At 65.5% G+C, this 24,658-nt stretch carries 19 protein-coding genes and 2 pseudogenes; 11 read left to right on the top strand and 10 right to left on the bottom strand.

Annotated elements, in window-relative coordinates:
• Window positions 1-7: 7 nt before the first annotated feature.
• The 3 genes from ACVWWN_RS13775 to ACVWWN_RS13765 all read right to left on the bottom strand — a co-directional run bounded on the left by ACVWWN_RS13775 (window position 8) and on the right by ACVWWN_RS13765 (window position 3,381).
• Window positions 8-682, bottom strand: coding sequence for an RDD family protein (locus ACVWWN_RS13775; protein WP_457144400.1), 675 nt, complete (start codon window positions 680-682; stop codon window positions 8-10).
• A 186-nt stretch (window positions 683-868) separates the two neighbouring features.
• Complete coding sequence (locus tag ACVWWN_RS13770; protein ID WP_457144399.1) at window positions 869-2,263, bottom strand: cystathionine beta-synthase; 1,395 nt, start codon at window positions 2,261-2,263, stop codon at window positions 869-871.
• Between the two features lie 56 nt (window positions 2,264-2,319).
• Window positions 2,320-3,381 carry an alpha/beta hydrolase fold domain-containing protein gene (locus ACVWWN_RS13765; RefSeq protein ID WP_457144398.1) on the bottom strand — a complete coding sequence of 354 codons (1,062 nt, stop codon included), beginning with the start codon at window positions 3,379-3,381 and terminating at the stop codon, window positions 2,320-2,322.
• Window positions 3,382-3,578: 197 nt separating this feature from the next.
• On the opposite strand from ACVWWN_RS13765, the gene ACVWWN_RS13760 reads away from it, so the two are divergent.
• The gene (locus ACVWWN_RS13760; protein ID WP_457144397.1) at window positions 3,579-4,544 is read left to right on the top strand and encodes an SGNH/GDSL hydrolase family protein; all 966 of its coding nucleotides are present in this window, start codon (window positions 3,579-3,581) and stop codon (window positions 4,542-4,544) included.
• Between the two features lie 48 nt (window positions 4,545-4,592).
• Window positions 4,593-5,810 (top strand): acetyl-CoA C-acetyltransferase, encoded by a 1,218-nt coding sequence (locus ACVWWN_RS13755; protein ID WP_457144396.1) that lies wholly within the window; start codon window positions 4,593-4,595, stop codon window positions 5,808-5,810.
• A 49-nt stretch (window positions 5,811-5,859) separates the two neighbouring features.
• Here ACVWWN_RS13755 and ACVWWN_RS13750 read toward each other — a convergent pair whose 3' ends face one another.
• On the bottom strand, window positions 5,860-6,723 hold the full coding sequence (locus tag ACVWWN_RS13750) for a DUF559 domain-containing protein (RefSeq protein ID WP_457149118.1): 864 nt from the start codon (window positions 6,721-6,723) through the stop codon (window positions 5,860-5,862).
• Between the two features lie 165 nt (window positions 6,724-6,888).
• Complete coding sequence (locus ACVWWN_RS13745) at window positions 6,889-7,743, bottom strand: Bax inhibitor-1/YccA family protein (RefSeq protein WP_457149117.1); 855 nt, start codon at window positions 7,741-7,743, stop codon at window positions 6,889-6,891.
• A gap of 201 nt (window positions 7,744-7,944) precedes the next feature.
• On the opposite strand from ACVWWN_RS13745, the gene ACVWWN_RS13740 reads away from it, so the two are divergent.
• The 3 genes from ACVWWN_RS13740 (at window position 7,945) to ACVWWN_RS13730 (ending at window position 11,738) form a co-directional block, all read left to right on the top strand.
• On the top strand, window positions 7,945-8,985 hold the full coding sequence (locus tag ACVWWN_RS13740) for an enoyl-CoA hydratase/isomerase family protein (protein ID WP_457144395.1): 1,041 nt from the start codon (window positions 7,945-7,947) through the stop codon (window positions 8,983-8,985).
• A gap of 257 nt (window positions 8,986-9,242) precedes the next feature.
• Window positions 9,243-10,016 carry an enoyl-CoA hydratase gene (locus ACVWWN_RS13735; RefSeq protein ID WP_457144394.1) on the top strand — a complete coding sequence of 258 codons (774 nt, stop codon included), beginning with the start codon at window positions 9,243-9,245 and terminating at the stop codon, window positions 10,014-10,016.
• A gap of 9 nt (window positions 10,017-10,025) precedes the next feature.
• On the top strand, window positions 10,026-11,738 hold the full coding sequence (locus ACVWWN_RS13730) for an alpha/beta hydrolase (RefSeq protein ID WP_457144393.1): 1,713 nt from the start codon (window positions 10,026-10,028) through the stop codon (window positions 11,736-11,738).
• On the opposite strand, the gene ACVWWN_RS13725 is transcribed toward ACVWWN_RS13730, so the two are convergent.
• Together ACVWWN_RS13725 and ACVWWN_RS13720 are read right to left on the bottom strand one after the other, a co-directional pair.
• Window positions 11,735-12,109, bottom strand: coding sequence for a rhodanese-like domain-containing protein (locus tag ACVWWN_RS13725; RefSeq protein ID WP_457144392.1), 375 nt, complete (start codon window positions 12,107-12,109; stop codon window positions 11,735-11,737). The genes ACVWWN_RS13730 and ACVWWN_RS13725 overlap by 4 nt on opposite strands.
• A 3-nt stretch (window positions 12,110-12,112) precedes the next feature.
• On the bottom strand, window positions 12,113-12,670 hold the full coding sequence (locus tag ACVWWN_RS13720) for a cysteine dioxygenase (protein WP_457144391.1): 558 nt from the start codon (window positions 12,668-12,670) through the stop codon (window positions 12,113-12,115).
• 109 nt (window positions 12,671-12,779) lie between these two features.
• On the opposite strand from ACVWWN_RS13720, the gene ACVWWN_RS13715 reads away from it, so the two are divergent.
• The gene (locus ACVWWN_RS13715) at window positions 12,780-13,235 is read left to right on the top strand and encodes a lipoprotein LpqV (RefSeq protein WP_457144390.1); all 456 of its coding nucleotides are present in this window, start codon (window positions 12,780-12,782) and stop codon (window positions 13,233-13,235) included.
• A 43-nt stretch (window positions 13,236-13,278) separates the two neighbouring features.
• Here ACVWWN_RS13715 and ACVWWN_RS13710 read toward each other — a convergent pair whose 3' ends face one another.
• Window positions 13,279-14,943 (bottom strand): SulP family inorganic anion transporter, encoded by a 1,665-nt coding sequence (locus ACVWWN_RS13710; protein WP_457144389.1) that lies wholly within the window; start codon window positions 14,941-14,943, stop codon window positions 13,279-13,281.
• 48 nt (window positions 14,944-14,991) lie between these two features.
• On the opposite strand from ACVWWN_RS13710, the pseudogene ACVWWN_RS13705 reads away from it, so the two are divergent.
• The 3 genes and pseudogenes from ACVWWN_RS13705 to ACVWWN_RS13695 all read left to right on the top strand — a co-directional run.
• Window positions 14,992-15,425, top strand: a pseudogene (locus tag ACVWWN_RS13705) (patatin-like phospholipase family protein); the annotation flags it as partial.
• A 759-nt stretch (window positions 15,426-16,184) separates the two neighbouring features.
• The gene (locus ACVWWN_RS13700; protein WP_457144388.1) at window positions 16,185-17,141 is read left to right on the top strand and encodes an LLM class F420-dependent oxidoreductase; all 957 of its coding nucleotides are present in this window, start codon (window positions 16,185-16,187) and stop codon (window positions 17,139-17,141) included.
• Between the two features lie 82 nt (window positions 17,142-17,223).
• A pseudogene (locus tag ACVWWN_RS13695) lies at window positions 17,224-17,506 on the top strand (MFS transporter); the annotation flags it as partial.
• 297 nt (window positions 17,507-17,803) lie between these two features.
• Here ACVWWN_RS13695 and ACVWWN_RS13690 read toward each other — a convergent pair.
• A complete protein-coding gene (locus ACVWWN_RS13690; protein WP_457144387.1) occupies window positions 17,804-18,220 on the bottom strand; it encodes a nitroreductase family deazaflavin-dependent oxidoreductase in 417 nt (138 codons plus the stop codon).
• A gap of 151 nt (window positions 18,221-18,371) precedes the next feature.
• Here ACVWWN_RS13690 and ACVWWN_RS13685 point away from each other — a divergent pair, with 151 nt between their 5' ends.
• Window positions 18,372-18,587 carry an XRE family transcriptional regulator gene (locus tag ACVWWN_RS13685; protein WP_457144386.1) on the top strand — a complete coding sequence of 72 codons (216 nt, stop codon included), beginning with the start codon at window positions 18,372-18,374 and terminating at the stop codon, window positions 18,585-18,587.
• Window positions 18,588-19,239: 652 nt separating this feature from the next.
• Window positions 19,240-23,460, top strand: coding sequence for a carboxylic acid reductase (gene car, locus ACVWWN_RS13680; RefSeq protein ID WP_457144385.1), 4,221 nt, complete (start codon window positions 19,240-19,242; stop codon window positions 23,458-23,460).
• A 339-nt stretch (window positions 23,461-23,799) separates the two neighbouring features.
• Here the strand turns inward: car and ACVWWN_RS13675 are convergent, their stop codons facing one another.
• Window positions 23,800-24,657 (bottom strand): patatin-like phospholipase family protein, encoded by an 858-nt coding sequence (locus ACVWWN_RS13675; RefSeq protein WP_457144384.1) that lies wholly within the window; start codon window positions 24,655-24,657, stop codon window positions 23,800-23,802.
• Window position 24,658: the final 1 nt, after the last annotated feature.

The following is a 24,658-nucleotide window of genomic DNA, read 5'->3' as shown; positions in this document are numbered from 1 at the left end:
TCCGGGCCTAAATCGGTACGGCGACGTTGGAGAAAATCTTGTCCACCAACGTCTGCCGCTTGTGATCCCAGAGCGGGAACAGCACCGCGACGAGCCAGAGAATCCCGAAGCAAAGCCCGGCGCCCACCCAGTAAATGACTTCGCGAACGAGCGATATGCCGAAACCGATTGGCTGCCAAGTCTTTTCGCTGACTATCTTGAACTTCATGATCGACTTGCCAATGCTGGAGCCCGTAGTGCCCTGTCGATAGCCGAGGTTCCAGACCCAATACGCTATGGCGAGAATCCCGGTAATCGCGACAGACACCTGGCCGAGCGTGGAGGCGCCGCTGGCGCAGAACTCGCCGAGGTCGTACTCCGACGTATCGGTGATACACGCCGTCTCGCGGGTGCCCAGCAGCAAACCCCAGCCGATGCCTTCAAGGATGACCACCGGAATGACGTCGATCAACCACGCCAGCACCCGGGTCATCCACGGGGTGTACGCCTCTGCGGGCAGTGCTCCCAGCGCCGGACCCGCGGGCGCTTGCCCGTAACCGGCCTGCCGTGGCGGCGGTGCGTAGCCACCACCGGGCGGTGGTGGCGGTGGGTAACCGCCGCCGTGAGACGGAGGAGGCGGCGGATAACCGCCGGGCGGAGGCGGAGGAGGCGGGTAGTTCCCGGGTGGCGGTTGATCGGTCATGGACGCCTTCCAGTGATCTTTTAGCTGGGAACGAGCGGTGCCTACCCTACCGGAGAAGCCGTCGTCAGCAGGGCTTCTGGCAAGATCTTGATCACGGGCGGACGACGTCGTCTGCTGGCATATTTCGGCCCGGATGACGGCGGGATGATCCTTTGCCAGCTTTAGCGAGACGGCCGGTGCACAGTGTTAGCGGCGGGTCTGACCGTCGGACAGGAAGCCGAGCAGATCGTGACGGGTCAGCACGCCGACGGGCTTACCCTCCTCGACCACCATCACCGCGTCGCATTCACGCAAGGACTTGGCGGCGGTGCTGACCATTTCGCCTGCCCCGATCAGCGGCATCGGCGGGCTCATGTGTTGCGAGACGGCGTCGGCGAGCTTCGCGCGGCCCTCGAAGACCGCGGACAACAGTTCGCGCTCAGAGACACTGCCCGCTACCTCGCCCGCCATCACCGGCGGTTCGGCCCCGACCACCGGCATCTGCGAAACCCCGTACTCCCGAAGGATGCCGATGGCGTCGCGGACGGTCTCCGACGGATGCGTGTGGACCAGGTCGGGCAACGCACCGGACTTGCGGCGCAGCACGTCGCCGACCGTGAACTCTTCGACCGATCCGTCGAGACGGCTGCGCAGGAATCCGTACGACGACATCCACGCGTCGTTGAAAACTTTTGAGAGATAACCTCTTCCGCCATCGGGCAGCAGGACGACGACCAATGCGTCCGGGCCCGCCTGTTCGGCGACCTTGACCGCCGCCACGACAGCCATGCCGCATGACCCGCCGACCAGTAGCGCCTCGTCGCGGGCCAGCCGTCGGGTCATCTCGAATGAATCGGCGTCGGAGACCGCGATGATCTCGTCGGGCACCGTCGGGTCGTAGGCGGACGGCCAGAAGTCCTCGCCGACACCCTCGACGAGGTATGGCCGCCCGGTGCCACCGGAGTACACCGACCCCTCGGGGTCGACGCCGACGATCTTCACCTGACCCCCCGAGACCTCCTTGAGATAGCGGCCTGCGCCGGTGATGGTGCCTCCGGTGCCGACGCCGGCGACGAAATGCGTCACCTTGCCGTCGGTGTCGGCCCAGATCTCCGGCCCCGTGGTTTCGTAGTGGCTGGCCGGGCCCATCGGATTGGAATACTGGTCGGGCTTCCACGCACCGTCGATCTCCTCGACGAGCCGGTTGGAGACGCTGTAGTAGCTGTCGGGATGGTCGGGCGGCACCGCAGTCGGGCAGACTACGACGTCAGCGCCATAGGCGCGCAACACATTCCGCTTGTCCTCGCTGACCTTGTCTGGGCAGACGAAGATGCATTTGTAGCCGCGCTGCTGGGCCACCAGCGCCAATCCCACTCCGGTGTTTCCCGACGTGGGCTCGACGATGGTGCCACCGGGTCGCAGCTCACCGCTGTCCTCGGCGGCGTCGATCATCTTGACCGCGATGCGGTCTTTGGCGCTGCCGCCCGGATTGAGGTACTCGATCTTTGCCGCGACGGTGCCGGCACCTTCGGGGACAACCGAGTTCAGCTCAACCAGAGGGGTATTGCCGATGAGCTCACTGATGTGCCGCGCGATCCGCATACGTTTATCGTCTCAGGCCCGCGGCCGCGGAGATAGGCGGCCTCCCTGCGGCGGTGCTACCAGGTGGCCTCGCGGATGTAATCGCCGATCTGGCGCAGCGACCTGGTGGCCTCCGACACCGCCGGCGCGGCCAGCTGAAACACGTGCATCTGGCCGGGCCATACCTTGATCTCTACGGGCACCCCGGCGGCGGCCAGCATGTGGGCCGCCTTGCGGGCGTCGCTGACGAGGACTTCGGACCCCGATACATGGATCAGGGTGCGCGGAAGGCCGGGCTCGATGTGGTCCAGCGGCTCGTAGACCTCTTCAGGTTTTCCGTCGACGAGGTGATGTTCCGCGGCCTCTTTTATGAGCTCGACCAGCGCATGGAACGCCTTGGGCGGAAACATGGCATCGGTGCGGGTGTTGGGATGGTTCGCCCGGGCTTCGTTGTCGATCTCGAACAGCGGTGACATGGTGACGATGGCGGCGGGCGTTTCTCCCTGGAGGCCTTCGGCCTGCAGCTTCTCGGCCAGCGCGAGCGCCAGATAACCACCGGCCGAGTCACCGGCCAGCACGATCTGGTCGGGCTCGTAACCCTTCAGCCGCAGCCACTCGTAGGCGTCGTAACAATCGTCCAGCGCCATCCCGACCGAGTTCTTCGGGATCATCCGGTAGTTGACCACCAGGACAGGGCTGTCCGCGTAGCGCGATAGCGCCGTCACCAGCCGGCCGTGTGAGTTCGCGCCGCAGGTCAGGAACGCCCCACCGTGCATGTAGAGGATGACGCTACGGTTGCCGTCGGCGGGCAACACGCCGTCGGCACGCACGAGTTGCGCGGTGCAGTTCGGCAGTCCGATGGTGGCGCGCACGGTGCCGGGAGCAGGCCGCAAGACGCGAGAGGCGAAGTCGACCAGACCCCAGGGCCACGGCAGTCGCGGAGCGTAGCTGCCAATAGCCAGAGTTGGCTTGATTGTTAGCAGAGCCGCCAGTGATACCAGCCTTCCAGCAATGCTCGGGCCGTCCTCCACAATCTCGAGAGGCGCTCCGTCGCTAACCGGAAATTTACGCGGTTTACGGGCTCTAGCTGGGCTGACTCCAGCGTAAATCGACCGGGATACCTTGCTCGGTGCCGTCATCGCCACCACTCCTACGCAATCGTAGTGCCGGGGTGTCCAGCGTTTACTGAGCTAACCCAACGGACTTAGCTTGACACCCTACAACCAGTTCAACAATCAACGAGTCGAAATCGATACCGCACTTGATACCGCACTGTGACCGCCGGGGTGGTTCATGCCACGCTGATAAGCCGAAAATTCCCACTTAAACTGACGGGGTGGGCATACGTGCACCGCGTCGGACGACCATCGCCCTGGCGGCGGCGGCCGGACTCGCGTCGACGGGTTCCGCGTACGTCGGGGCCCGCAACCTGCTGAGCGGGCAGGCCGACAAGGCTCGACGACTGATACCGAAGTCGTGGGACATCCCGCCGCGCGCCGATGGCGTTTACTCCCCGGGCGGCGGCCCGGTCGAACGCTGGTACCGCGGCCTCGCGGTCGACCTGCACCTGATGATCTTCGGCGACTCGACCGCCGCCGGCTATGGCTGCCAGAGCGCCGACGAACTGCCCGGCGTGCTGGTCGCCCGTGGACTGGCCGAGGAGTCCGGAAAGCGCGTCCGGTTGAGCACGAAGGCGATCGTCGGGGCGACGTCGAAGGGCCTGGCGGGTCAGATCGACGCCATGTTCGTAGCCGGTCCCCCGCCGGACGCGGCCGTGATCATGATCGGCGCGAACGACATCACCAAGCCGAACGGCATCGGGCCCTCGGCACGCCGGGTGGGCCGGGCGGTCCGGCGGTTGCGCGCCAGCGGCGCCGTCGTCGTCGTCGGCACCTGCCCGGACTTCGGCGTCATCACCGCAATCCCGCAGCCGCTGCGCTGGGTGGCGCGCAGCCGCGGGTTGCGCCTCGCACGTGCCCAGGCCTCCGAGATCCGGTCGGCCGGCGGCATCCCGGTACCGTTCTCCGATCTGCTGGCGCCCGAATTCCGCAAGATGCCCGAGGTGCTGTTCTCGCACGACATGTTCCATCCTTCGGCGGCCGGATACGCGTTGGCGGCCAACCAATTGCTTCCCGCCCTCGGTAAAGCCCTGCCAGAGTTCATCGGCCACCCGGTGTCTGAAGATGCGCTGGAATCGCGATCGCCCGAGGGCACTTCGCTGTTGGCCCGGGTCGGCAACCTGAGCAGGCTGTGGCGACGCTCGACTGGGGTCCCCGCGCCCATCGTGGTGACCGCGGGCTAGGTTGTCCATCTGCTCGATGGTGTCGAGTCAGTCGATTGAGGAGCCGTCATGCCTGAAGCAGTCATCGTTTCGACTGCGCGTTCGCCGATCGGCCGCGCCGCGAAGGGTTCTATGGTCGAGATGCGGCCCGATGATCTCGCCGTGCAGATGGTCCGCGCGGCGCTGGACAAGGTGCCTGGGCTGGACCCGAAGGACATCGACGACCTGATGATGGGTTGCGGTCAGCCCGGCGGCGAGGCCGGTTTCAACATCGGCCGCGCCGTCGCCGTCGAACTGGGCTATGACTTCCTGCCCGGCACCACGGTGAACCGGTACTGCTCGTCGTCGCTGCAGACCACCCGGATGGCGTTCCACGCCATCAAGGCCGGCGAGGGTAGTGCGTTCATCTCCGCTGGGGTGGAGACCGTTTCGCGTTTTCCCCGGGGCACGTCGGATGGCTGGCCGGACTCGCACAACGCACTGTTCGCTGATGCCGAGCAGCGCAGCGCACAAGCCGCGGCCGGCGCCGACGAATGGCATGACCCGCGTCAGGATGGCGTGCTGCCCGACTTCTACATCGCGATGGGTCAGACCGCGGAGAACGTGGCCTTGATGACCGGCATCAGCCGCGAGGAGCAGGACCACTGGGGCGTGCGCAGCCAGAACCGGGCTGAGGAGGCCATCAAGAGCGGCTTCTTCGATCGCGAGATCGCGCCGGTGACGTTGCCCGACGGCTCGACCGTCGCCACGGACGACGGCCCGCGGGCCGGCACCACCTACGAGGCGGTCAGCCAGCTCAAGCCGGTGTTCCGGCCGAACGGCACCATCACGGCCGGCAACGCCTGCCCGCTGAACGACGGCGCCGCGGCGGTGGTGATCGTGTCCGATACCAGGGCCAGGGATCTCGGCCTGAAGCCGCTGGCCCGCATCGTCGCGACCGGTGTGTCCGGGCTGTCGCCGGAGATCATGGGCCTGGGCCCGATCGAGGCGACACGCAAGGCACTGGCCAACGCCGGCATGACGATCGACGACATCGACCTCTACGAGATCAACGAGGCGTTCGCGGTGCAGGTGCTCGGCTCGGCCCGCGAACTGGGGATGGACGCCGACAAGCTGAACGTCTCCGGCGGCGCGATCGCACTGGGCCACCCGTTCGGCATGACGGGTGCGCGTATCACCGCCACGCTGCTGAACAACCTGACCACCCATGACAAGACGTTCGGCCTCGAGACGATGTGTGTCGGCGGCGGCCAAGGCATGGCGATGATCATCGAGCGGCTGTCCTGACACCTCCGCCGACTCACACCTGCGCCGAAACTGCGGAGAGATCGCAGAATCATGAGATTTCGCGATCTGTCCGCAGTCTCGATGCCCAGGCGCGCTCGATTCGGCGAATGATATCCGCGGGACAGTTCTCCTTCACCACCCTCACCCGTGTCCAACCGAGCTCGTCGAGATCCTCGGATCGCTGGATGTCGTAGGCGAATTGGACTGGGTCGACGCGGTGCTGCTCGCCGTCGTACTCCGCGGCCAGCTTCAGTTCCTTCCATCCCATGTCGAGGTAGTACTGCCGGCGCCCGTCGGGGCTCACCATCGGAATCTGCGTCTGCGGTCGTGGAAAGCCGGCGCGAATGATCAGCAGTCGCAGCCACGTCTCCTTCGGCGAGGCCGCGCCAGGGTCGTAGAGATCCAGCACGGCCTCGAGGCGACGCAGCCCCCGGGCACCGCGGTGTCGACGGGCGACCGCATAGACCGACTCGGCGGTGAGTCCGGTGGCGTTTCCGAGCACATCGACGCGGGCCACTGCGTCGTCGAGGCGACCGCGCCGCGCTATGTCGAAGCCGGTACGTGCCGGCGTCGTGACAGGGAGGCCGTTCAATCCGGCAAATTCCTCGCGGCGCAGTCTGATGTCGTAGGTCTGCAGCCCGTGCGGGCGTCGGGCGTTCGACCAAACGATCTCGATGGGCTCGCGCTCGTCCACCCATTTCGCACCGTGGAGCGCCGACGCCGTCAGCCCCGCGACAACACCCTGACGATGGGAGTACAGCCACGCGGCGTGGGCTCGCTCTTGAATGGTGAGAACCGCGCCCTTCGGCACGTATACATCGGGAAACAACGCCTTGTATTGGGCTCGAAGCTCATGTTTGCCAAGCGCTCCGTTGGCGATTGCCTCGCTACCGACGAACGGGCGGTAGAACATTTCCATCGTCCGACTCTCGCCTGTCGGGGCCGCCGAGAATGCGGTCAGATCGTGATTTGTGGATCGATCGCGATCTGTGAGCAGTTTCGGCGATGTCGAGGCAGCCAGGCACGAGACCCGAAAAAGCCCGGCACGTAGTCATGCCGGGCTTTTCTCGCAGGTTTACTAGTTCCGGTTCAACATGCTGAGCAGGTTGAGGATCTCGATGTAGAGCCACACCAGCGTCACGGTCAGGCCGAGGGCGATGCCCCATGCGGCCTTCTCCGGGGCGCCTGCGCGGATCATCTGGTCGGCAGCGTCGAAGTCGATCAGGAAGCTGAACGCCGCGAGGCCGATGCAGAGCAGCGAGAAGAGGATGGCGATCGGGCCGCCGCTGCGCAGGCCGAGACCTTCGCCGCCGCCCACGCCGAACATCGCGAGCAGGAAGTTACCGAGCATCAACGCCAGCACACCGAACAGGCCGGCGACGATGAAGCGGGTGAATTTCGGCGTGACCCGAATGGCACCGGTCTTGTAGACGACGAGCATGCCCGCGAACACACCGATCGTGCCCAACACCGCCTGGCCGATCAACGCACCTGCGCTGACGTTCGACACGTAGACGTTGGCCAGGATGAAGGAGATCGCGCCGAGGAACAGACCCTCCAGCGCCGCGTAGCTCAGCACGATCGCCGGGCTGTCCTGCTTGCGGCCGAACGTTGCGATCAGCACCAGGACCAGACCACCGAGACCGCCGACGACGGCGAACGGGGTGGCCAGTGACAGATTCTGGGCGATCAGGAAGTAGGAAACGACCGCGACCGCGGTCAGCACGGCCAGCGTGATGCCGGTCTTGGTGACGACGTCGTCGATGGTCAGCGGCCGGGAAACACCCGTCTGCCGCTGGTCGGGGTACTGCCCCACATATGGCTCGGCCTGTACCGCCTGCGCACCGTAGCCGGCGGCTCCGGTACCGAACTGTGCATAGCCGCCCTGCGTCTTGGGCAGGGAACGAAATACCGGGTTGCTGCTTTCCCGCACCGTCGGATCCTCTCCTGTGCTGTGGTTCGACAGATTGCCGAACATCCGCTCAACGATCGAAGACCTCGTATCAGTTCCCGAGAGAACCTCCCAGGTCTTTCACAGGAAACCCTACCCGCGGCCGATCAACTCTGGGGAACGATCTAGATTGCAATCGGGAATACTAGGAACTCCAAGCTTCGACGAAGGGGTGCTGCGGGCGTGACCGCTCAAACCGACAAAATCCTGGCCCACGTCGACGGTGGCGTCGGGCTCTTGACACTCAACCGACCCCAGGCCATCAATTCGCTCACCCATGCGATGGTCGTCGCGATGGACCGGGTCCTGACCGAGTGGGAGCACGACGGAGAGGTCGAAACGGTCCTGATCCGCGGCGCCGGCGATCGCGGCCTGTGTGCGGGCGGCGACATCGTCGCGATCTACCACAGTGCGCGCGGCGACGGCACCGAAGCGCGCGAGTTCTGGTACGACGAGTACCTGCTCGACCGGCATATCAGCCGGTACCCCAAGCCGGTCATCGCATTGATGGACGGCATCGTGATGGGCGGCGGTGTCGGTGTCAGCGCGCACGGCGGCGTCCGGGTGGTCACCGACACCACCAAAATGGCCATGCCCGAAGTGGGTATCGGCCTCATTCCCGACGTCGGCGGCACGCTGATCCTCTCCCGCGCGCCCGGTCTGGTCGGAATCCATGCCGCGCTCACCGGCGAACCGTTCGGGGGCGCCGACGCCATCGCTATGGGTTTCGCCGACCACTTCGTCCCCCACGACGAACTCGCCGGATTCACCGACGCGGTCATCGCCGACGGTGTCGATGCCGCGCTGTCCTCGTATGCCGCGGAGCCGCCCACGAGTCCGGTACTGGCACACCGGAAATGGATCGACGACTGCTACGCCGGCGAAACCGTCGAGGACATCGTCGCCGCGCTACGCGGCCACGACGCCGGCCCGGCCAACGACGCGGCCAACCTCATCGCCACCCGCTCCCCCGTGTCGGTCTCGGTGGCACTCGAGGCGGTACGGCGCGCCGGCAAGCTGGACACCCTGGAAGACGTGCTGCGCCAGGAGTATCGGACCTCTTGCGGAGCGCTGCGCTCCCATGATCTCGTCGAGGGGATCCGCGCCCAGGTCATCGACAAGGACCGCAACCCGAAGTGGTCGCCGGCGTCGCTGGCCGCGGTCACCATTGATGACATCGAGTCATACTTCGCACCCGCCGACCGCGAACTGACCTTCGACTAGACCATTCGACTAGACCAGGAGCAACGATGAAATACCGAAGACGACGACGAGCGAGGATCGCAGCGAGGAACGAGCGAGGACCGCAGCGAGGAGGAGTCGAGGCATGAATTACCGAAGACGACGACGAGCGAGGATCGCAGCGAGGAACGAGCGAGGACCGCAGCGAGGAGGAGTCGAGGCATGAATTACCGAAGACGACGACGAGCGAGGATCGCAGCGAGGAACGAGCGAGGACCGCAGCGAGGAGGAGTCGAGGCATGAATTACGAAACCATTCTCGTCACCCGCGACGACCGCGTCGGTACGATCACGCTGAACCGGCCCAAGGCGCTCAATGCACTCAACAGCCAGGTGATGACCGAAGTCACAACGGCGGCTGCAGAATTCGACAGTGATCCGGGCATCGGCGCGATCATCATCACCGGCAACGAGAGGGCATTCGCGGCGGGGGCGGACATCAAGGAAATGTCCGCCCTGTCCTTCGCCGACGTGTTCGCCGCGGACTTCTTCGCGCAGTGGTCGACATTCGCCGCAACGCGCACCCCGACCGTCGCCGCGGTTGCGGGCTACGCGCTCGGGGGCGGGTGTGAGCTGGCGATGATGTGCGACCTGCTGATCGCCGCCGACACAGCGAAATTCGGCCAGCCCGAGATCAAGCTCGGCGTGCTGCCCGGCATGGGTGGCTCACAGCGGCTGACGCGCGCCATCGGCAAGGCCAAGGCCATGGATCTGATCCTGACCGGACGCAACATGGACGCCGAAGAAGCCGAACGCGCCGGCCTGGTGTCGCGGGTGGTTCCGGCGGACACGTTGGTGGACGAGGCGAACGCGGTCGCCGCGACGATCGCCGGAATGTCGCTGTCGGCGTCCCGGATGGCCAAGGAGGCCGTCGATCGCGCCTTCGAGAGCACGCTCGCGGAGGGCTTGCTCTACGAACGTCGGCTGTTCCACTCTGCCTTTGCCACCGACGATCAGACCGAGGGCATGAACGCATTCACGGAGAAGCGCCCCCCGAACTTCACCCACCGATAAAGTTCGTTCGTGACCGACACCGGCGAAGCCACTGCAACCGCCGCGCCGACCAAGGAGGCTCCGCAGCGTGGCGAACCTGCCGAGCGGCCGTGGTGGCTCCGGCACTACACGTTCACCGGAACCGCTGTGGGCCTGGTGTTCCTGTGGTTCTCGCTGACCCCGTCGTTGCTCCCCCGCGGACCGCTGTTCCAGGGGCTGGTCAGCGGCGCGGCCGGAGCGATCGGCTACGGCCTGGGCGTGTTCGCGGTGTGGTTGGTGCGCTACATGCGGTCCAAGGAGACCAGTCCGCCCCCACCGCGAGGGGCGTGGACCGTCCTGGTCGTCATCGGCATCATCGGCCAGATCCTGATGATCATCTACTTCCACACCTGGCAGGACGAGGTGCGCGATCTAGACGGCGTGGCGCGGATGGGGTTCTGGGATCACCCGCTGACCGCCGTCCTGTCGATCGTCGTGCTGTTCTTCTTCGTCGAGATCGGCCAGCTGGTCGGCAGGTTGGTGCGCTTTCTGGACCACCAGCTGGAACGCTTTGCCCCGCCGCGGGTTTCGGCGGTCGTCGTCGTCGTGCTGCTGCTCGCGCTGACGATCGCGCTGCTCAACGGCATCGTGGTCCGGTTCGCGATGAGCACCCTCAATTCGTCGTTCGCGGCGGCCAATGACGAGACCGATCCCGATTTCCCCGCGCCGATGTCGCCGTTGCGGTCCGGTGGCCCTCAGTCCCTTGCCAGCTGGGAGTCGCTGGGACATCAGGGCCGGGTCTTCGTGTCGGCCGGACCGACGATCGACGAACTGTCCGAGTTCAACGGCAGGCCGGCCATCGAACCGATTCGCGCCTATGCGGGTCTCCATTCGGCCGACGGCATCAAGGCGACGGCCCGGCTGGCGGCCGAGGAACTGCGGCGCGAGGGTGGCCTCCAGCGCGCTGTGGTCGCCGTCGCCACCACGACGGGGACCGGCTGGCTCAACGAGGCCGAAGCATCCGCGCTCGAGTACATGTACAACGGCGACACCGCGATCGTCAGCATGCAGTACTCGTTCCTGCCCAGCTGGCTGTCGTTCCTGGTGGACAAGGAGAACGCCCGACAGGCCGGGCAGGCGCTGTTCGAGGCCGTCGACGCGCTGATCCGCGAGATGCCCGAGGCCCAGCGGCCGCGGCTCGTGGTGTTCGGCGAGAGCCTCGGCTCGTTCGGCGGCGAAGCGCCGTTCCTGAGCCTGAACAATCTGGTGGCGCGGACCGACGGCGCGCTCTTCAGCGGGCCGACGTTCAACAACACGATCTGGGCTCAACTCACCCGCGACCGCGACGAAGGCTCCCCGATGTGGCTGCCCATCTACGACGAGGGTCAGAACGTCCGGTTCGCCGCCCGGTCGGACAATCTGAAGAGGCCCGCCGAGCAGTGGGACCATCCGCGGGTGGCCTACCTCCAGCATGCCTCCGACCCGATCGCGTGGTGGAACCCGGATCTGCTGTTCGCCGAACCAGATTGGCTGAGGGAGCCCCGCGGCTACGACGTGTCCGGACGGATGCAGTGGATACCGATCGTGACGTTCCTCCAGGTGTCCGCCGACATGGCCGTTGCCGTAGACGTCCCCGACGGGCACGGCCACGTCTACGTCAGGAATGTCGCGAACGCATGGGCAGCCATCTTGGAGCCGCCGGGGTGGACCCCCGAGAAGACCGAGAAACTGCGCCCGCTGCTCAGCAACGACGAAAACGCTTAAACCAGAACACCTTCGGCCTTGAGCGCGTGATACCCGCCGACGACGTCGGTGGCACGGTGCAGCCCGAGGTCGACCAGCGCGGCGGCGGCCAGGCTCGAGGTGTAACCCTCCGAGCACAGCACCACCCATTCCACGTCGTCGCCGACGGCCTGCGGCAACCGTGCGTCGCTGGTGGGGTCGCACCGCCACTCGAGCACATTGCGTTCGATCACCAGAGCCGACGGCACCTCGCCCTCGCGCTGCCGCTGCGCCTGCGGGCGGATGTCGACGAGTAACGCGCCACGCTCCAGTGCTGCCGGCACGTCACGCGCGGCGAGGCGGCGCAGCCGGGTGCGGGCGTCCTCGAGGATGCGGTCGATGCGGCTGGCCATGAGTCAGTCCCCCTCGGGTGAGTCGGTGAGCTCGGTACGGTTGCGGCGCAGCGTGTTTCTCTCGGTGACGTCGTAATACGACATGGCCGTCAGCGGCGGCGAGTACGCGTGCACGCTCAGCGTCGGCGCGACTGGTGCCGACAGATCGCGTTCCGGCGTCCACACGACGTCGTGCACCCAGCCCAACGGGAACCCGGCCTGATCGCCCGCGCGTAGCCGACGGCGCCGCAAGGCCTGCCCGTCCCACCGGGTCTCCCGAAGGGCGCCGGAGACAACGGTCAGCGCGCCGAGCGAGCCACCGTGGTCGTGCAGTTCGGTGGAGCGTTCGGGCACCCAGCTGATCAGCCAGATGTCCAGTTCGTCGTCACCGTGCAGGCGCGTGAACCAACGTTCGTCAGCCGGTGGGCCGCCCTGTGGCAGCAGGTGGTCATACCGGCCGGACAGCACGTCGTCGGCACCGACATCAGTGGCGTGCAGCAGGTCGGGCAGCCGGAGCCGGGTGGGGGCGGACACGGCGGGGATACCGGCAGGGGGCAACACAGCGGATCGTGCGGGAAGCATCGGGAACTCCAGGGAATGACGAACGGGTCGGGGTCGGCGCTAAGGCCGACAACACTCTCCAGACCAGGTCATTTCCATCACGGCCGCCAGTGTTGCATAGATTGAGCAGATGCGCAGACACCCCTATGGCCTCGTGCTGTGCAGTGCGGTGGTCGGACTGGCCCTCGCCGGTTGTTCGTCCGGGGGCGAGAACAGCGGGAAGTCGTCCCCGACCCCGACGGCCCCCTCCGCCTCGACCCCGACCAGCGAGCCGCCGCCGCTTCCCGCCGAGCCGACCCGACCCGACGCGGTCGGGGTCTCGCCCGGTGGGGTGACGACCAAGGTCGATGTCCCCGCCGACTCCACAGAATCCCAGTACGGGCAGGCCTGCCACGCCGCGAAAGTGTGGATGGACGGCCAGCAAGGCGACCCCGCGACACTGGTCGAGCCCTATCTGAAAATGATGCAGGCACCCGACTTCACCGGTCCGGGCAACTTCAACACGCCGTGGGCGAACCTGACACCGGCACAGCAGGCCGGCGTCATCGTGGCCGTCATCGGGGCGGCGAACGGCGCGTGCGAATAGGCCGCGGGCCCATTTGAATCACGGCTGCACAAAAGTCCGTCAATTACCGGTCGGCCACCCACTGCCGCCCGCGCGCGACGGCGATGTCGAGCGCGCCGAACACCTCATCGGTCGCCTCGATCATGCCGTCCGGCCCGAGCACGTTGGGCAGGCCGCCCCTGGCGAGAATTCGCGCAGTCGCCGGCGTCACCCCGGCGATGATCAGCCGGCCGTTGTGTGCGTGGAGTTCACCCGCCCACCGTCGTAGTGCCTTGATCGCGACGGACGACGGCACGTCGGGCAGGGCACGCAGGCTGAGCACCACGACGGCGTTGCGGGTGTCGGCGACCGACGGCCACTCCTCGTCGATACGGGCCACCTCGGCGAACAGCCCGACTCCCTGATAGTGCAGCACCGTCACGCTGCCACTGGTGCAGCGCGAGGGCACCGCGGCCACCCGCCAGTGGCCGTCCTCGGTCGGTTCGAGCGCAACGAGTTGCGCGGACTGTGCGGCCTTGACGCAGTACAGGACCAGCGAGGTGATGACACCGATCAGGATCGCTGTGTGCAGCGGCAGTTGCGTGGTGGCGGCGAACGTGATCAGCATCGCCAGCGCGGATATCGGGGCAACGCGCAGCACCAGCTTGATGTCGGGGAGCCGGCCCACCACGAGTTCGACGCCGATGACGATGATCAGGCCGCCGATGACGGGCATCGGGATGATCTCGGCGGCTGAACCCGCGATCAGAACCAGTACCGCGAGCCAGATGCCTGCGAAGACGCCGGTCCACCGGGTCTGTGCACCTGCCGATGTCGCGACGCCGGTCCGCGACATCGAGCCGCCGGTCGGCAGGGCACCGAAGAATCCGCCCGCGAGATTGCCCGTCCCCTGGGCCAGGAAATCGCGGGACATGTTGGGCCGGCTGCCGTCCGGGTTCGGTGCGGCCGCAGAGATGCTGGCCGCCTGCGCCAGGCCGACAAGGGCGACGGCGACACCGCCGACGAGCAGCCCCGGCATGGCAGCGAAGTTCGGAACGACAAGCGGTGGTAGCGAATTCGCGATCGACGCGATGTCGCCCACGGTTTCGACATCGATCCGGGCCAGGGCCACCACCCCGGTGGCAACGACGAGCGCGAGCAAGATCGCGAACGCCTCGAGCGGCCTGATGAAATGGAATACCGCCCACACGACGATGGTGCCGACGGCCACGGCCACCGCATGCGGATGCCACCGTCCGATGTGGACCAGCCAATCGACAATCTTGCCAATGGTGTTGCCGCTCCGGGGTTTATAGCCCGTCGCATCGCCGAGCACCCCGGCGACTATCTGCACGGCGATGCCGGTGGAGAAGCCGGTCATCACGGCGTTGCTGACAAAACTCATGATCGACCCGAACTTCAGCAGCCCGAAAATCGCCATCACGGCGCCCACTACCACGGCCAACGCCGCGACATTCGCCGGGTCGCCCGGATCCAGCCCAGCCTCGTTGAGGACGCTGCGCGACGATAGTGCGATGGCACTGGTCAGTGTCGTCACCATCAGCACGGTGCGGGCAAGAAGCGACGCGACGATGCCTGGCACGATGCCCGAGTACAGGCCGAGCACCGGGTTGAATCCGGCGATGCTGGCGTAGGCCATTCCTTCGGGAATCGAGAACAGCCCGGTCACCAACCCGGCCAGCACATCGCGCGGTTTGGGCCGGCCGAGGCCGCCCAGCGGATTCCGCATGCGCAGATTGTCGCGTGCGTCCGCAAGCCGTCGCGCGACAATGACGGTATGGCGGGGAATCGTGTCGCGCTGGCACTCGCCAGCGGGGGTGCCCGCGGCTACGCGCACATCGGGGTGATCGACGAGTTGCGCCAGCGGGGCTAAGAGGTCGTCGGCGTCGCGGGTTCGTCGATGGGCGCACACGTCGGTGGTCTGCCCGCGTTGGGCCAAGCTCGACGACTGGGCCCGGTCGCTGACCCAGCGTGCCGTGCTGCGGCTGCTCGACCCGTCGATCACCGCGGCGGGTGTGGGGCGCGCGGAGCGGATCCTGGACGCGTGCGCGACATCCTCGGTGAGGTGACGATCGACGAGCTGCCGATCCCTACACCGCCGTGTCCACCGACCTCATCTCCGGTGAGTCGGTGTGGTTGCAACGCGGTGCGGTGGACGCGGCGATCCGGGCGACCATCGCGATTCCCGGGGTGGTCATGCCGCACGTGCTCGCGCTGACGCCGCAGAGTGACCGCCTCGGGAATGACGGAACAAGCACCGCGAGGAACTGAATCGACGATCCACCCAGTCGATCCAGGTGAAACCTAGCCCTACCGCAAATGCCGGAGCGATCTCCGCTCCCTTCCGCCTGGCCACGCACAAACCATCACTGTGACGACAAGCGTGCGGTGCAGCCCTTTTGATACACCGCATCGGGTGTGCCTAGCGCACAGGGCTCAGGGTCGACAGTCGGCCAGGCTGTGAACGACCCCTACGCTGACCGACCCCCGGGTGCTTCGTAGTGGCGAAGCATAAGGCGACACACAATCGCGGCTGGCCCTAGCCCGAGAAACGTCACAGCGACGAATTACACAGTGCTGCAAAAATTATCGGCCTACCATCGCCATCGAGTTCTGCAACTGGCTGACCGTGTTTCTGTCACCATAAGACCGGCATGGTCTGCATCCCGCCGACTGCCCGGACAACCGAGTGACCACCGCCGGCGAGACGCTCGTCAGATCATGACGCGGACCTGCGCTCGCTGTTCGCTGACTGGATGCTGAGAACCTTTCGAGATGGTCGGCGATGGCGTCTCTGTTGCGGGTCAGGATACGTTCGGGCCGCCGAGCCTTCCGCGTCGCAGCGTGATCGAGCTTACATTTGACCTTCACACCAGTGTGAACGTTTAACACTCGAAGGATGGCCCGAGTACAGCCGACATCAGCAGCCTGCGGCGGCGTCCACAATCGCGACCACATCGGAGACTTCAGATGAAGATCGGACTTCGCCTGCCCCAGAGATTGGGGGTCGACCTACAACACGACGTGATCGAAGCGGCCCGAACGGCCGAAGCCGCCGGATACGCCAGTTTGTGGACGTATGAACGGCTGCTCTTCCCGGCGTCGCCCCTCGAACCCTATGCCCCGCCGAACGAGCCGTGGCCGGAATCCTCGCGGCAGGTCGCCGACTCCCTGGCAGTCCTCACCGCAGCGGCGGTGGTGACCGAAAACGTCCGTCTCGGTACTGCCATTCTGATCGCTGCGCAGCACACACCCGTTCAGCTAGCGAAGGCGCTTGCCACGATCGACCAGATCAGCGGCGGCCGCATGATCGCAGGCATGGGCCCCGGCTGGTCCAGTGACGATCTCCAGGCCGCCGGCGCCACCCGGGCGGATCGCGGCCGCTTCCTCGACGAGACACTGGACGTCTTCGATGCCGTGTGGGGGCCCGACCCGGTCATCTTCCGCAGCCCTCGCGTCGTCATCGACAACGCCGCTGTCCTACCCAAGCCCGCTTCGAAAATCCCCGTGATGCTCGGCGGCGGTGGCAGCAACCTGGGCCGCAGCACCAGTCTCAAGGCCGTGCAACGCATTGCCAAACGCGCAGACGGCTGGCTGCCGCTGCTGACCACACCCGGGCCAGCCGGAGCCGCAGAACTGCGCGCAAACTGGGACCGGCTCCGGGAAATGGCATCTCAGTACGGCCGCGACCCCAGCCACATGGAGATGATCGTGGTCGGAAACGTGACCTTCACCGACCGTCTCGCAGGACCAGGCCGATCTGCGTTCGTTGGCACCCTCGACCAAATCCTCGACGACGTCCAAACCGCCGCGGATGCCGGCGCCGACGAACTCATCATCGACCTAAACCTGCAAGACTGGTTCACCAACACAAAGCAAATGCTCGAGACGGCTATAGAAATCCGCGAACGAACCGCAACCTCATAACCGATGGACCCAACGCCGAAAAACGCGAGAATCCCTCTGCCGCACGCCAGCCGAGTACGGCGCGGCAGCCAGCGTGCGAGTCATCGGGCTTCCGTTGCACGGCTATAGCTTTGAGTCGACACTGCTGTGGGCAGGCATCTACATGCTGCCGAATGACTGCGGGCTTCCTCATCGCCGGTCCGCTTGCGGGGTCGCTGTCAGATCGGTACGGAGCGCGGCCGTTCACGGAGTCGGCGATGGCGCTGATGGCGGCGTCGTTCATCGCGCTGGTGATGATCCCGCTGGACTTCAACTACTGGGTGTTCGCGCTGCTCGTATTCCTCAACGGGCTCGGCGGCGGCATCTTCACCGCAACAAACACCGCCGCCACTATTGTTGCCGCCCTTCTTCGTTGGCGTCACGGGCAGTCAGATCGAGCACATCGCGCTTGATCTGCACCTGCACCTGGGGCCCCGGCCCACGCGGACTTGCACACTTCAGTAGGGAGGAACACGGATTTCTGTGGCGAGTTGGTTCGAAGTCTCAATTGGCGACTTATAGACGATTGGTGCAAACGCCTCGACCGTAAACGTGTGCGTGGCCTAAACACGCTGTCGGCGACCGTTTGCACGCCACGCTCGCGCGTGGCAGGCCGGATTCCGTAGTCGTCCCTCCATGGCCCGTTATTCCACTATGAACAGAGGAATTAGCCGCGACGTCTTGGTTTGGTATTCCGCGTAGGGCGGATAAGCCTCGACGGCGCGCTTCCACCAGTACTCACGCTCGACGCCGTCGATTTCTCGCGCGGTCAGAGTCACCAACTTATCGCCGTCCTGCAGCGTCACGGTGGGGTTGGCCTTGACGTTGAAGTACCAGGCGGGGTGTTTGGGGTCGCCGGCCTTCGAGGCGACCATCGCGTACCGCCCGCCCTCCTCTACTCGCATCAGAGGCACGTACCGCTTCTTGCCCGACCTCGCTCCGGTAACGGTGAATAGAACAACTGGTCCGTCGCCGACTCCGTCGGTCGTGCCTTGCTTCAAGACGCGCTCCGTGTGCTCGCGTACCCAATCGGTAGGGCTGAGTTCCACTTGTTCAGTCACGCTTGTTCTAACAATGTGGCACCACTACGCAATACTCTGCAATTCTATGGCATACAACACACCATGTGTTCGGACAATCCGGACGCTGACAGCGTACGTAATGACGCCAGTCCGCCTGTACGGCAATACCTTTACCGTGTAGACGATTGGCGTGATCACCGCTGTCACCAAGCGCCTCACCCAACGGCTCGTCACCGCGGCTCAAGCAGCTGCCGTTCTCCAGTTCACCGGCCCACGGGTGACGAAGCTACTCCAGCCCAACATCGACGAATTCACGCTCGAGGAACTAGTCAGACGCCTGCGGCGCGTTTCGCCGGAAGCTAGATTACGTCAACTGGGCCGAGAGTTCGACTGCAGTACAGGCTGATTCACGCGCTGACAAAGGGGGGAGCGGACGTACCTTGGCGATTCCATACGGCCGCAATGCCACGACGACTGCGCTCTTCGGCAGACTGCGGCGCCTAAGGATGTACCCATCACGGACACGCCACGCACACCTCCGCCGACCGCAACCCTCGCGCTGCCCCACACCGCCGTCGCGCGCGCGGTAAGTCAAACGCGACGGCTTCTACGAACTCCACCCTCTGTCGTTTCTCAGGCACATCGATGCCGCGAGGTGAAGGGATGCGCGACGCCTTCGAGGACGGTGACGGCCGCGCCCGGGATTGTCTTCGCCGTCTCGCTCGCCTCAGCCACTGAGAATGTGGTGTTCTCGCAGCGGCGACCACCAGCACGGGTCTCCACACCCAGGTACAGCAGCGGGGCGCTGATCCGGGCGGCCCCGTCGGCTGCGCCTTGGTCGCGGCCAAGCCCGCCGCTGTTGCGGCGACAGCGGCGGGCTCTGGCCCCTGTTGGGCGCACTCAAGTGGCCCACGACCATCGCCGGTCCCCGGCTAGCCTCGGACATGCGTTGGTTACGGTGCCGCCATTGAGGCCTGGCGCGGTAGCTACCTGTTGCGCGTCTAAATTGCCGGGCCGCAAATCATTCCGGTCGATGGCTGTTGATCCCAGGAGGCTCCATGGTTCTCCCCGCGCTGCTTCTCGTCCACGGCGCCTGGCACAGGCCCGAGCACCTGCAATTGCTGGTGGATGAACTGTCGGGCATTGACGTGCACACTGTTTCTCTTCCCAGCAGCGGCGAAGACCCGGCTGCGTTGGGTGACATGTATGCGGATGCCGAAGTCGTCGCCGCGGCAGCCGCCGCGATCGACGCCCCGGTTGTCGTGGTTGCGCACTCCTACGGGGGGGTCCCCACCACCCAAGCACTCGCCGAGGTCAGCAACGTCCGACGCATCGTCTACCTTGCCGCCTTCCAGCTTGACGCAGGCGAGTCACTGTTCTCCATCAGCAGGGGGCCTATGGCCTTCTCGAACGTCTGTCGCAGGGAGGGCGTAGACGACTACCTCGAAGTCGCGGACCCTGTGAAGGTCTTCTATGGTGACGTCGATGCTGCAATCGCCCGGCAAGCTGCTGCGCAGCTGGGCTATCTGTCGTACGCAGCCGGGGAGCAGCCGCTGACGGAAGTGGCCTGGAAGAAGATTCCGAGCACGTACATCATCTGCGAAGCAGATCTGGCACTTTCACCACGATTCCAGGAACTCTTTGCCCAGCGCGCCGGAAAAGTGCTGCGAATGAACACTTCCCACTCCCCCTTCCTCTCGCAGCCCGCCGCGCTCGCGGCTCTCATCAGAAATGAGTTGGCTGAATCCCAAGGCGATGATCAGCCAGCGCAGACTACCCGTGAAGAGCGCTTCGAGCGCCGCCTTGCTGACCTGTACGCGACTGACCAACAGTTCACCGACGCCCGACCGAGCGAGGCGATCACGCGTGCGCTCGAATCGCCGGAGCTGCGACTGCCCCAGATCGTTCAGACCATTCTCGACGGCTACGCCGACCGGCCAGCACTCGCGCAGCGGTCCGTCAAGTTCGTCACCGACACGTCGACGGGCCGGACATCCGCGGAACTGATCCCCCGTTTCGACACCATCACCTACCGCGAGCTCTCGGACAGGGTCGACGCTGTCGCGGCGGCACTCACGGGGAATCCGGTGCGAGCGGATGATCGGGTCGCCATGCTCGGGGTCACGAGTGTCGATTACACGACCGTCGACATGGCCCTGCTACGCCTCGGGGCGATAGCGGTCCCCTTGCAAACCGGCGCATCACTCGGCCAGTTGCGGCCCATTGCCGCCGAGACCGAGCCGGTGGTCATCGCGTCTTGCGTTGATTTCCTCGACGACGCCGTAGAACTCATGCTGTCCGGCCACCTTCCTGAGCGGCTGGTGGTGTTCGACTACCGCGGCGAGGTGGACGACCACCGAGATGCCCTGGCGGCCGCGAGCGCGCGACTCGCCGGATCCACGGTTGTTATCGAGACATTGGCCGACGTACTCGCCCGCGGCAATGCGCTGCCGACGCCACCGTGGGTCGAGCGCGATGACGACACACTGGGCCTGCTGATCTATACGTCGGGTAGCACCGGCGCCCCCAAGGGGGCCATGTACAGCGTGAAGGCGGTTGCCGACCCCTGGCGGCAGTCCAACGTGTCGGCGGTGAGCAGTGGAGGCGCGTTCCCGGAGATCACGTTGAACTACATGCCGATGAGCCACATCATGGGACGCAACGTTCTGTACATCACGCTCGGCGCCGGCGGTACAGCGTATTTCGTTGCCAAGGGCGATCTTTCGACATTCTTCGACGATCTGGCGTTGGTGCGGCCCACCAAGTTGGGATTCGTGCCGCGGATCTGGGACATGGTGTTCCAGCAGTTCCAGAGCATGGTCGATCACCGGTCCGCCGATGGCGGCGACCGCCGGGCCGTCGAGGCAGACGTGCTGGCCGAAATGCGCAGCAACCTGCTCGGTGGGCGGTTTGTCTCCGCGGTGACGAGCTCGGCGCCCATCTCCACGGAGATGAGATCATTCATCGACTCCTTGGTCGACGACGTGCACTTGACCGACGGATACGGCTCCACCGAAGCGGGGCCGGTTTTCGTCAACGGTCGGGTGCAACGCCCACCGGTGATCGACTACAAATTGGCTGATGTGCCCGAACTCGGCTACTTCTACACCGACCGCCCCCATCCCAGAGGTGAGCTGCTGGTCAAGTCCGAGACCATGTTCCCCGGCTACTACAAGCGGCCGGAGGTCACTGCGGAGGTGTTCGACGCCGACGGTTACTACCGCACCGGCGACATAGTCGCCGAGGTGGGTCAGGACCAACTCAGGTACCTTGACCGCCGCAACAACGTGTTGAAGTTGTCACAGGGTGAGTTCGTCGCGGTCTCGAACCTGGAGGTGGTATTCGGCGACAGCCCGTTGGTGCAGCAGATCTTCGTCTACGGAAACAGTGCTCGGCCGTATCTGCTGGCGGTCGTCGTTCCCACCGAAGAGGCACTGCTGCGCTGGCCTGAGGCGGAGCTGAAGCAACTCATCACCAAGTCATTGCAGGACATCGCAGTGGCTGCGGGTTTGCAGGCGTATGAAATTCCGCGTGACTTCATCGTCGAGACCAACCCTTTCACGGTGGAGAACGGCCTCTTGACAGGCGTCCGCAAGGTCGCACGGCCGAAGCTCAAGGAGTATTACGGCGACCGGCTCGAACAGCTCTACACCGTCCTGGCTGACATCCAGGCCGAGGAGCTTCGGGAGCTACGCCTGCACGGCGCCGACCGCCCGACGCTGGAGACCATCAGTCGGGCCGCAGGAGCCCTACTGAGCGCGACAATTTCCGACCTGCAGCCCGACGCGCACTTCACCGATCTCGGCGGAGATTCTCTGTCCGCGTTGACATATTCCAAGCTGCTGCACGAGATCTTCGACATCGACGTGCCCGTCGGCGTCATCGTCAGCCCGGCCAGCGACCTGGCCTCCCTGGCGGCCTACATCGAGGCCGAGCAGCAGCCCGGCTCGACGAGGCCGACATTCGCGTCCGTGCACGGCCGCGACGCGGCCGAGGTGCACGCCCGTGACCTGACCCTGGACAAGTTCATCGACGCCAAGACACTTGCTGCGGCCGCGTCGCTGCCTGGCCCGAGCTCTGAGGTGGGCACGGTTCTGCTGACGGGTGCTACGGGCTTCCTCGGCCGCTACCTGGCCTTGGAGTGGCTGGAGCGGATGGCCATGGCCGGCGGCAAGGTGATCTGTTTGGTGCGCGCCAAGTCCGACGAGGAGGCGCGAGACCGACTCGACGCGACCTTCGACTCCGGCGATCCCGAATTGCTGCGGCACTACCGCGAATTGGCCGTCGACCATCTCGAGGTCATTGCCGGCGACAAGGGCGAAGCCAACCTCGGCCTTGAGTTGAAGACATGGCAGCGACTGGCCGACACCGTCGACCTGATCGTCGACCCTGCCGCACTGGTGAACCACGTGCTGCCCTACAGCCAACTGTTCGGTCCCAACGTGCTCGGCACAGCCGAGCTGATTCGCATCGCGGTGACCACCAAGAAGAAGCCAGTGATTTATCTGTCAACGATCGGGGTGGGTGCTGGGATCGAGCCCGGCAATTTCACAGAGGACGGCGACATCCGGATTATCAGCGCTACCCGAACGGTCGACGAGAATTACGCCAACGGCTACAACAACAGCAAGTGGGCCGGCGAGGTTCTGCTGCGCGCGGCACACGACGTGTGCGATCTGCCCGTCTCGGTGTTCCGCTGTGACATGATCCTGGCCGACACCACGTATGCGGGGCAGCTCAATTTGCCGGACATGTTCACCCGGCTGATGCTGAGCCTGGTGGCCACCGGCATCGCGCCCGTCTCATTCTACCAACTCGACGCCGACGGCAACCGGCAGCGGGCCCACTATGACGGTCTACCAGTCGAATTCATCGCCGAGTCGATCTCCACGCTGGGTGCACAAGTGGTTGACGGTTTCGAGACCTATCACGTGATGAATCCCCACGACGACGGCATCGGCCTCGACGAGTACGTCGACTGGCTCATCGACGCGGACCTTCCGCTCGGGCGCGTCACCGGCGATTACGCCGCCTGGTTGCGGCGATTCGAGACCGCGGTTCGCGCTCTGCCCGAACGGCAACGTCACGCCTCGCTGCTCCCGCTGCTGCACAACTACCAGCGGCCGGAAACGCCGATTCGCGGGTCGACCGCCCCGACCGACCGGTTTCGTTCCGCGGTGCGGAAAGCGGAGATCGGCGCGTGCAAGGATATTCCCCATGTCACGCGGGAGGTCATCGTCAAATACATCACCGACCTGCATCTGCTCGGACTTCTGTAGCTACATCGAGCGTCAAGCCGGGTGGGTCGTGTTTCCGGCTTCCGCTCAAGCAACTGCAAGCAACCGGTGAAACCTACGACTGGGACAAGTTGCGGCCGAAGTAGTCGGAGCAAATCTCGCGCGCGGCACGCGCGTTACGCAGGGATCAGCTGAACTTGGATTGACGGAATCATAGCTCGTGACGCTGGGCCCCAGCGCTGATATCGACAGGTGTTCGCGGCGCATGTCGTGTACGCGTAACTCGCCGGACGCCGTGAGCCAGTGAAGTTCCGGAACTCCGAACGCCCGCACCAGCGGCGTGGCCAGACGAGCTCGAAAATCCAACGCGGGAAGGCTGATTCAGCGGCCGAGAAACTGCGCGACCTGCGTGGCCACTCGCCGCCCCTGGTTGCGACCGGCCAGCGCGGACGATGTCCGGCAGGCGGGGTCGAGCGGGTTGGGTCCGAACGCCGCCAGGGACTCGTCGTCGGCGAAGACGCCCAGAACGGATCCGGGAAAAGCGTCGACTTCCTCCGCGGCGCCATTACCGAACGGTGACGGGGTAGCCCGGCCCTGCGGAATCAGGACCACCGCGACGTCGCAGTCGGCGGCCAATGCCATGTTGACGCCACTGCCGACGCCACCGTCCATGTAACGGCGATCGCCGATCGTGACGGGCGGCCAGACCGCGGGCACGGCGCAGCTGGCGGCCACCGCGTCGATCAGGCTGACGCCCGACGTCCGGTCGAATGTCACCAGTTCGCCTGTCGCGGTGTCGATCGCGGAGATCCGCAGATCCCTGTCCGGCCAGTCGTGCGACGGCAACCGCGCGGCGATCACCTCACGCCGAACCGTTTCGGTGACCGTCGATCTGGACAACGCGACGGCGCCGATCTTCCGCAGTTTCTCGGCGGTGGTCGCGCCGGGCTGCATCATCGCGGCGACGAACAGTTCGGTGATCTCGTCGACACTGACACCGGGATTGATCTCCGCCGACGTCGGCTCGGTCTGCCGCTCGAACAACGCATCCAATCCAAGGCCACTACCAAGTTGCGCGGCGACCGTCGACCCCGCGGAGGTGCCCAGGAGAACGTCGGAACCCAGCAGTGCCTGCGCCGACGCCGGCGACTCGTCGGCGATGCCCCGAAGAATCCCGGTCTCCCATGCAATGCCCGCAACGCCGCCACCGGCGAGCACCAGCGCTCGTCTCGTCGTCACG

The sequence above is a fragment of the Mycobacterium sp. URHB0021 genome (assembly GCF_054057895.1).
This window is presented reverse-complemented; position numbering and strand designations above follow the sequence as displayed.

What these genes read in the sequence shown, in the direction of transcription:
- ACVWWN_RS13750 (WP_457149118.1), bottom strand. Translation starts at nt 6,723, where the DNA reads ATGTTCTACCGCCCGTTCGTCGGTAGCGAGGCAATCGCCAACGGAGCG.
- ACVWWN_RS13735 (WP_457144394.1), top strand. Translation starts at nt 9,243, where the DNA reads ATGAATTACGAAACCATTCTCGTCACCCGCGACGACCGCGTCGGTACG.
- ACVWWN_RS13720 (WP_457144391.1), bottom strand. Translation starts at nt 12,670, where the DNA reads ATGCTTCCCGCACGATCCGCTGTGTTGCCCCCTGCCGGTATCCCCGCC.
- ACVWWN_RS13710 (WP_457144389.1), bottom strand. Translation starts at nt 14,943, where the DNA reads ATGCGGAATCCGCTGGGCGGCCTCGGCCGGCCCAAACCGCGCGATGTG.
- ACVWWN_RS13725 (WP_457144392.1), bottom strand. Translation starts at nt 12,109, where the DNA reads ATGGCCAGCCGCATCGACCGCATCCTCGAGGACGCCCGCACCCGGCTG.
- ACVWWN_RS13755 (WP_457144396.1), top strand. Translation starts at nt 4,593, where the DNA reads ATGCCTGAAGCAGTCATCGTTTCGACTGCGCGTTCGCCGATCGGCCGC.
- ACVWWN_RS13765 (WP_457144398.1), bottom strand. Translation starts at nt 3,381, where the DNA reads ATGACGGCACCGAGCAAGGTATCCCGGTCGATTTACGCTGGAGTCAGC.
- ACVWWN_RS13715 (WP_457144390.1), top strand. Translation starts at nt 12,780, where the DNA reads ATGCGCAGACACCCCTATGGCCTCGTGCTGTGCAGTGCGGTGGTCGGA.
- ACVWWN_RS13775 (WP_457144400.1), bottom strand. Translation starts at nt 682, where the DNA reads ATGACCGATCAACCGCCACCCGGGAACTACCCGCCTCCTCCGCCTCCG.
- ACVWWN_RS13700 (WP_457144388.1), top strand. Translation starts at nt 16,185, where the DNA reads ATGAAGATCGGACTTCGCCTGCCCCAGAGATTGGGGGTCGACCTACAA.
- car (WP_457144385.1), top strand. Translation starts at nt 19,240, where the DNA reads ATGGTTCTCCCCGCGCTGCTTCTCGTCCACGGCGCCTGGCACAGGCCC.
- ACVWWN_RS13770 (WP_457144399.1), bottom strand. Translation starts at nt 2,263, where the DNA reads ATGCGGATCGCGCGGCACATCAGTGAGCTCATCGGCAATACCCCTCTG.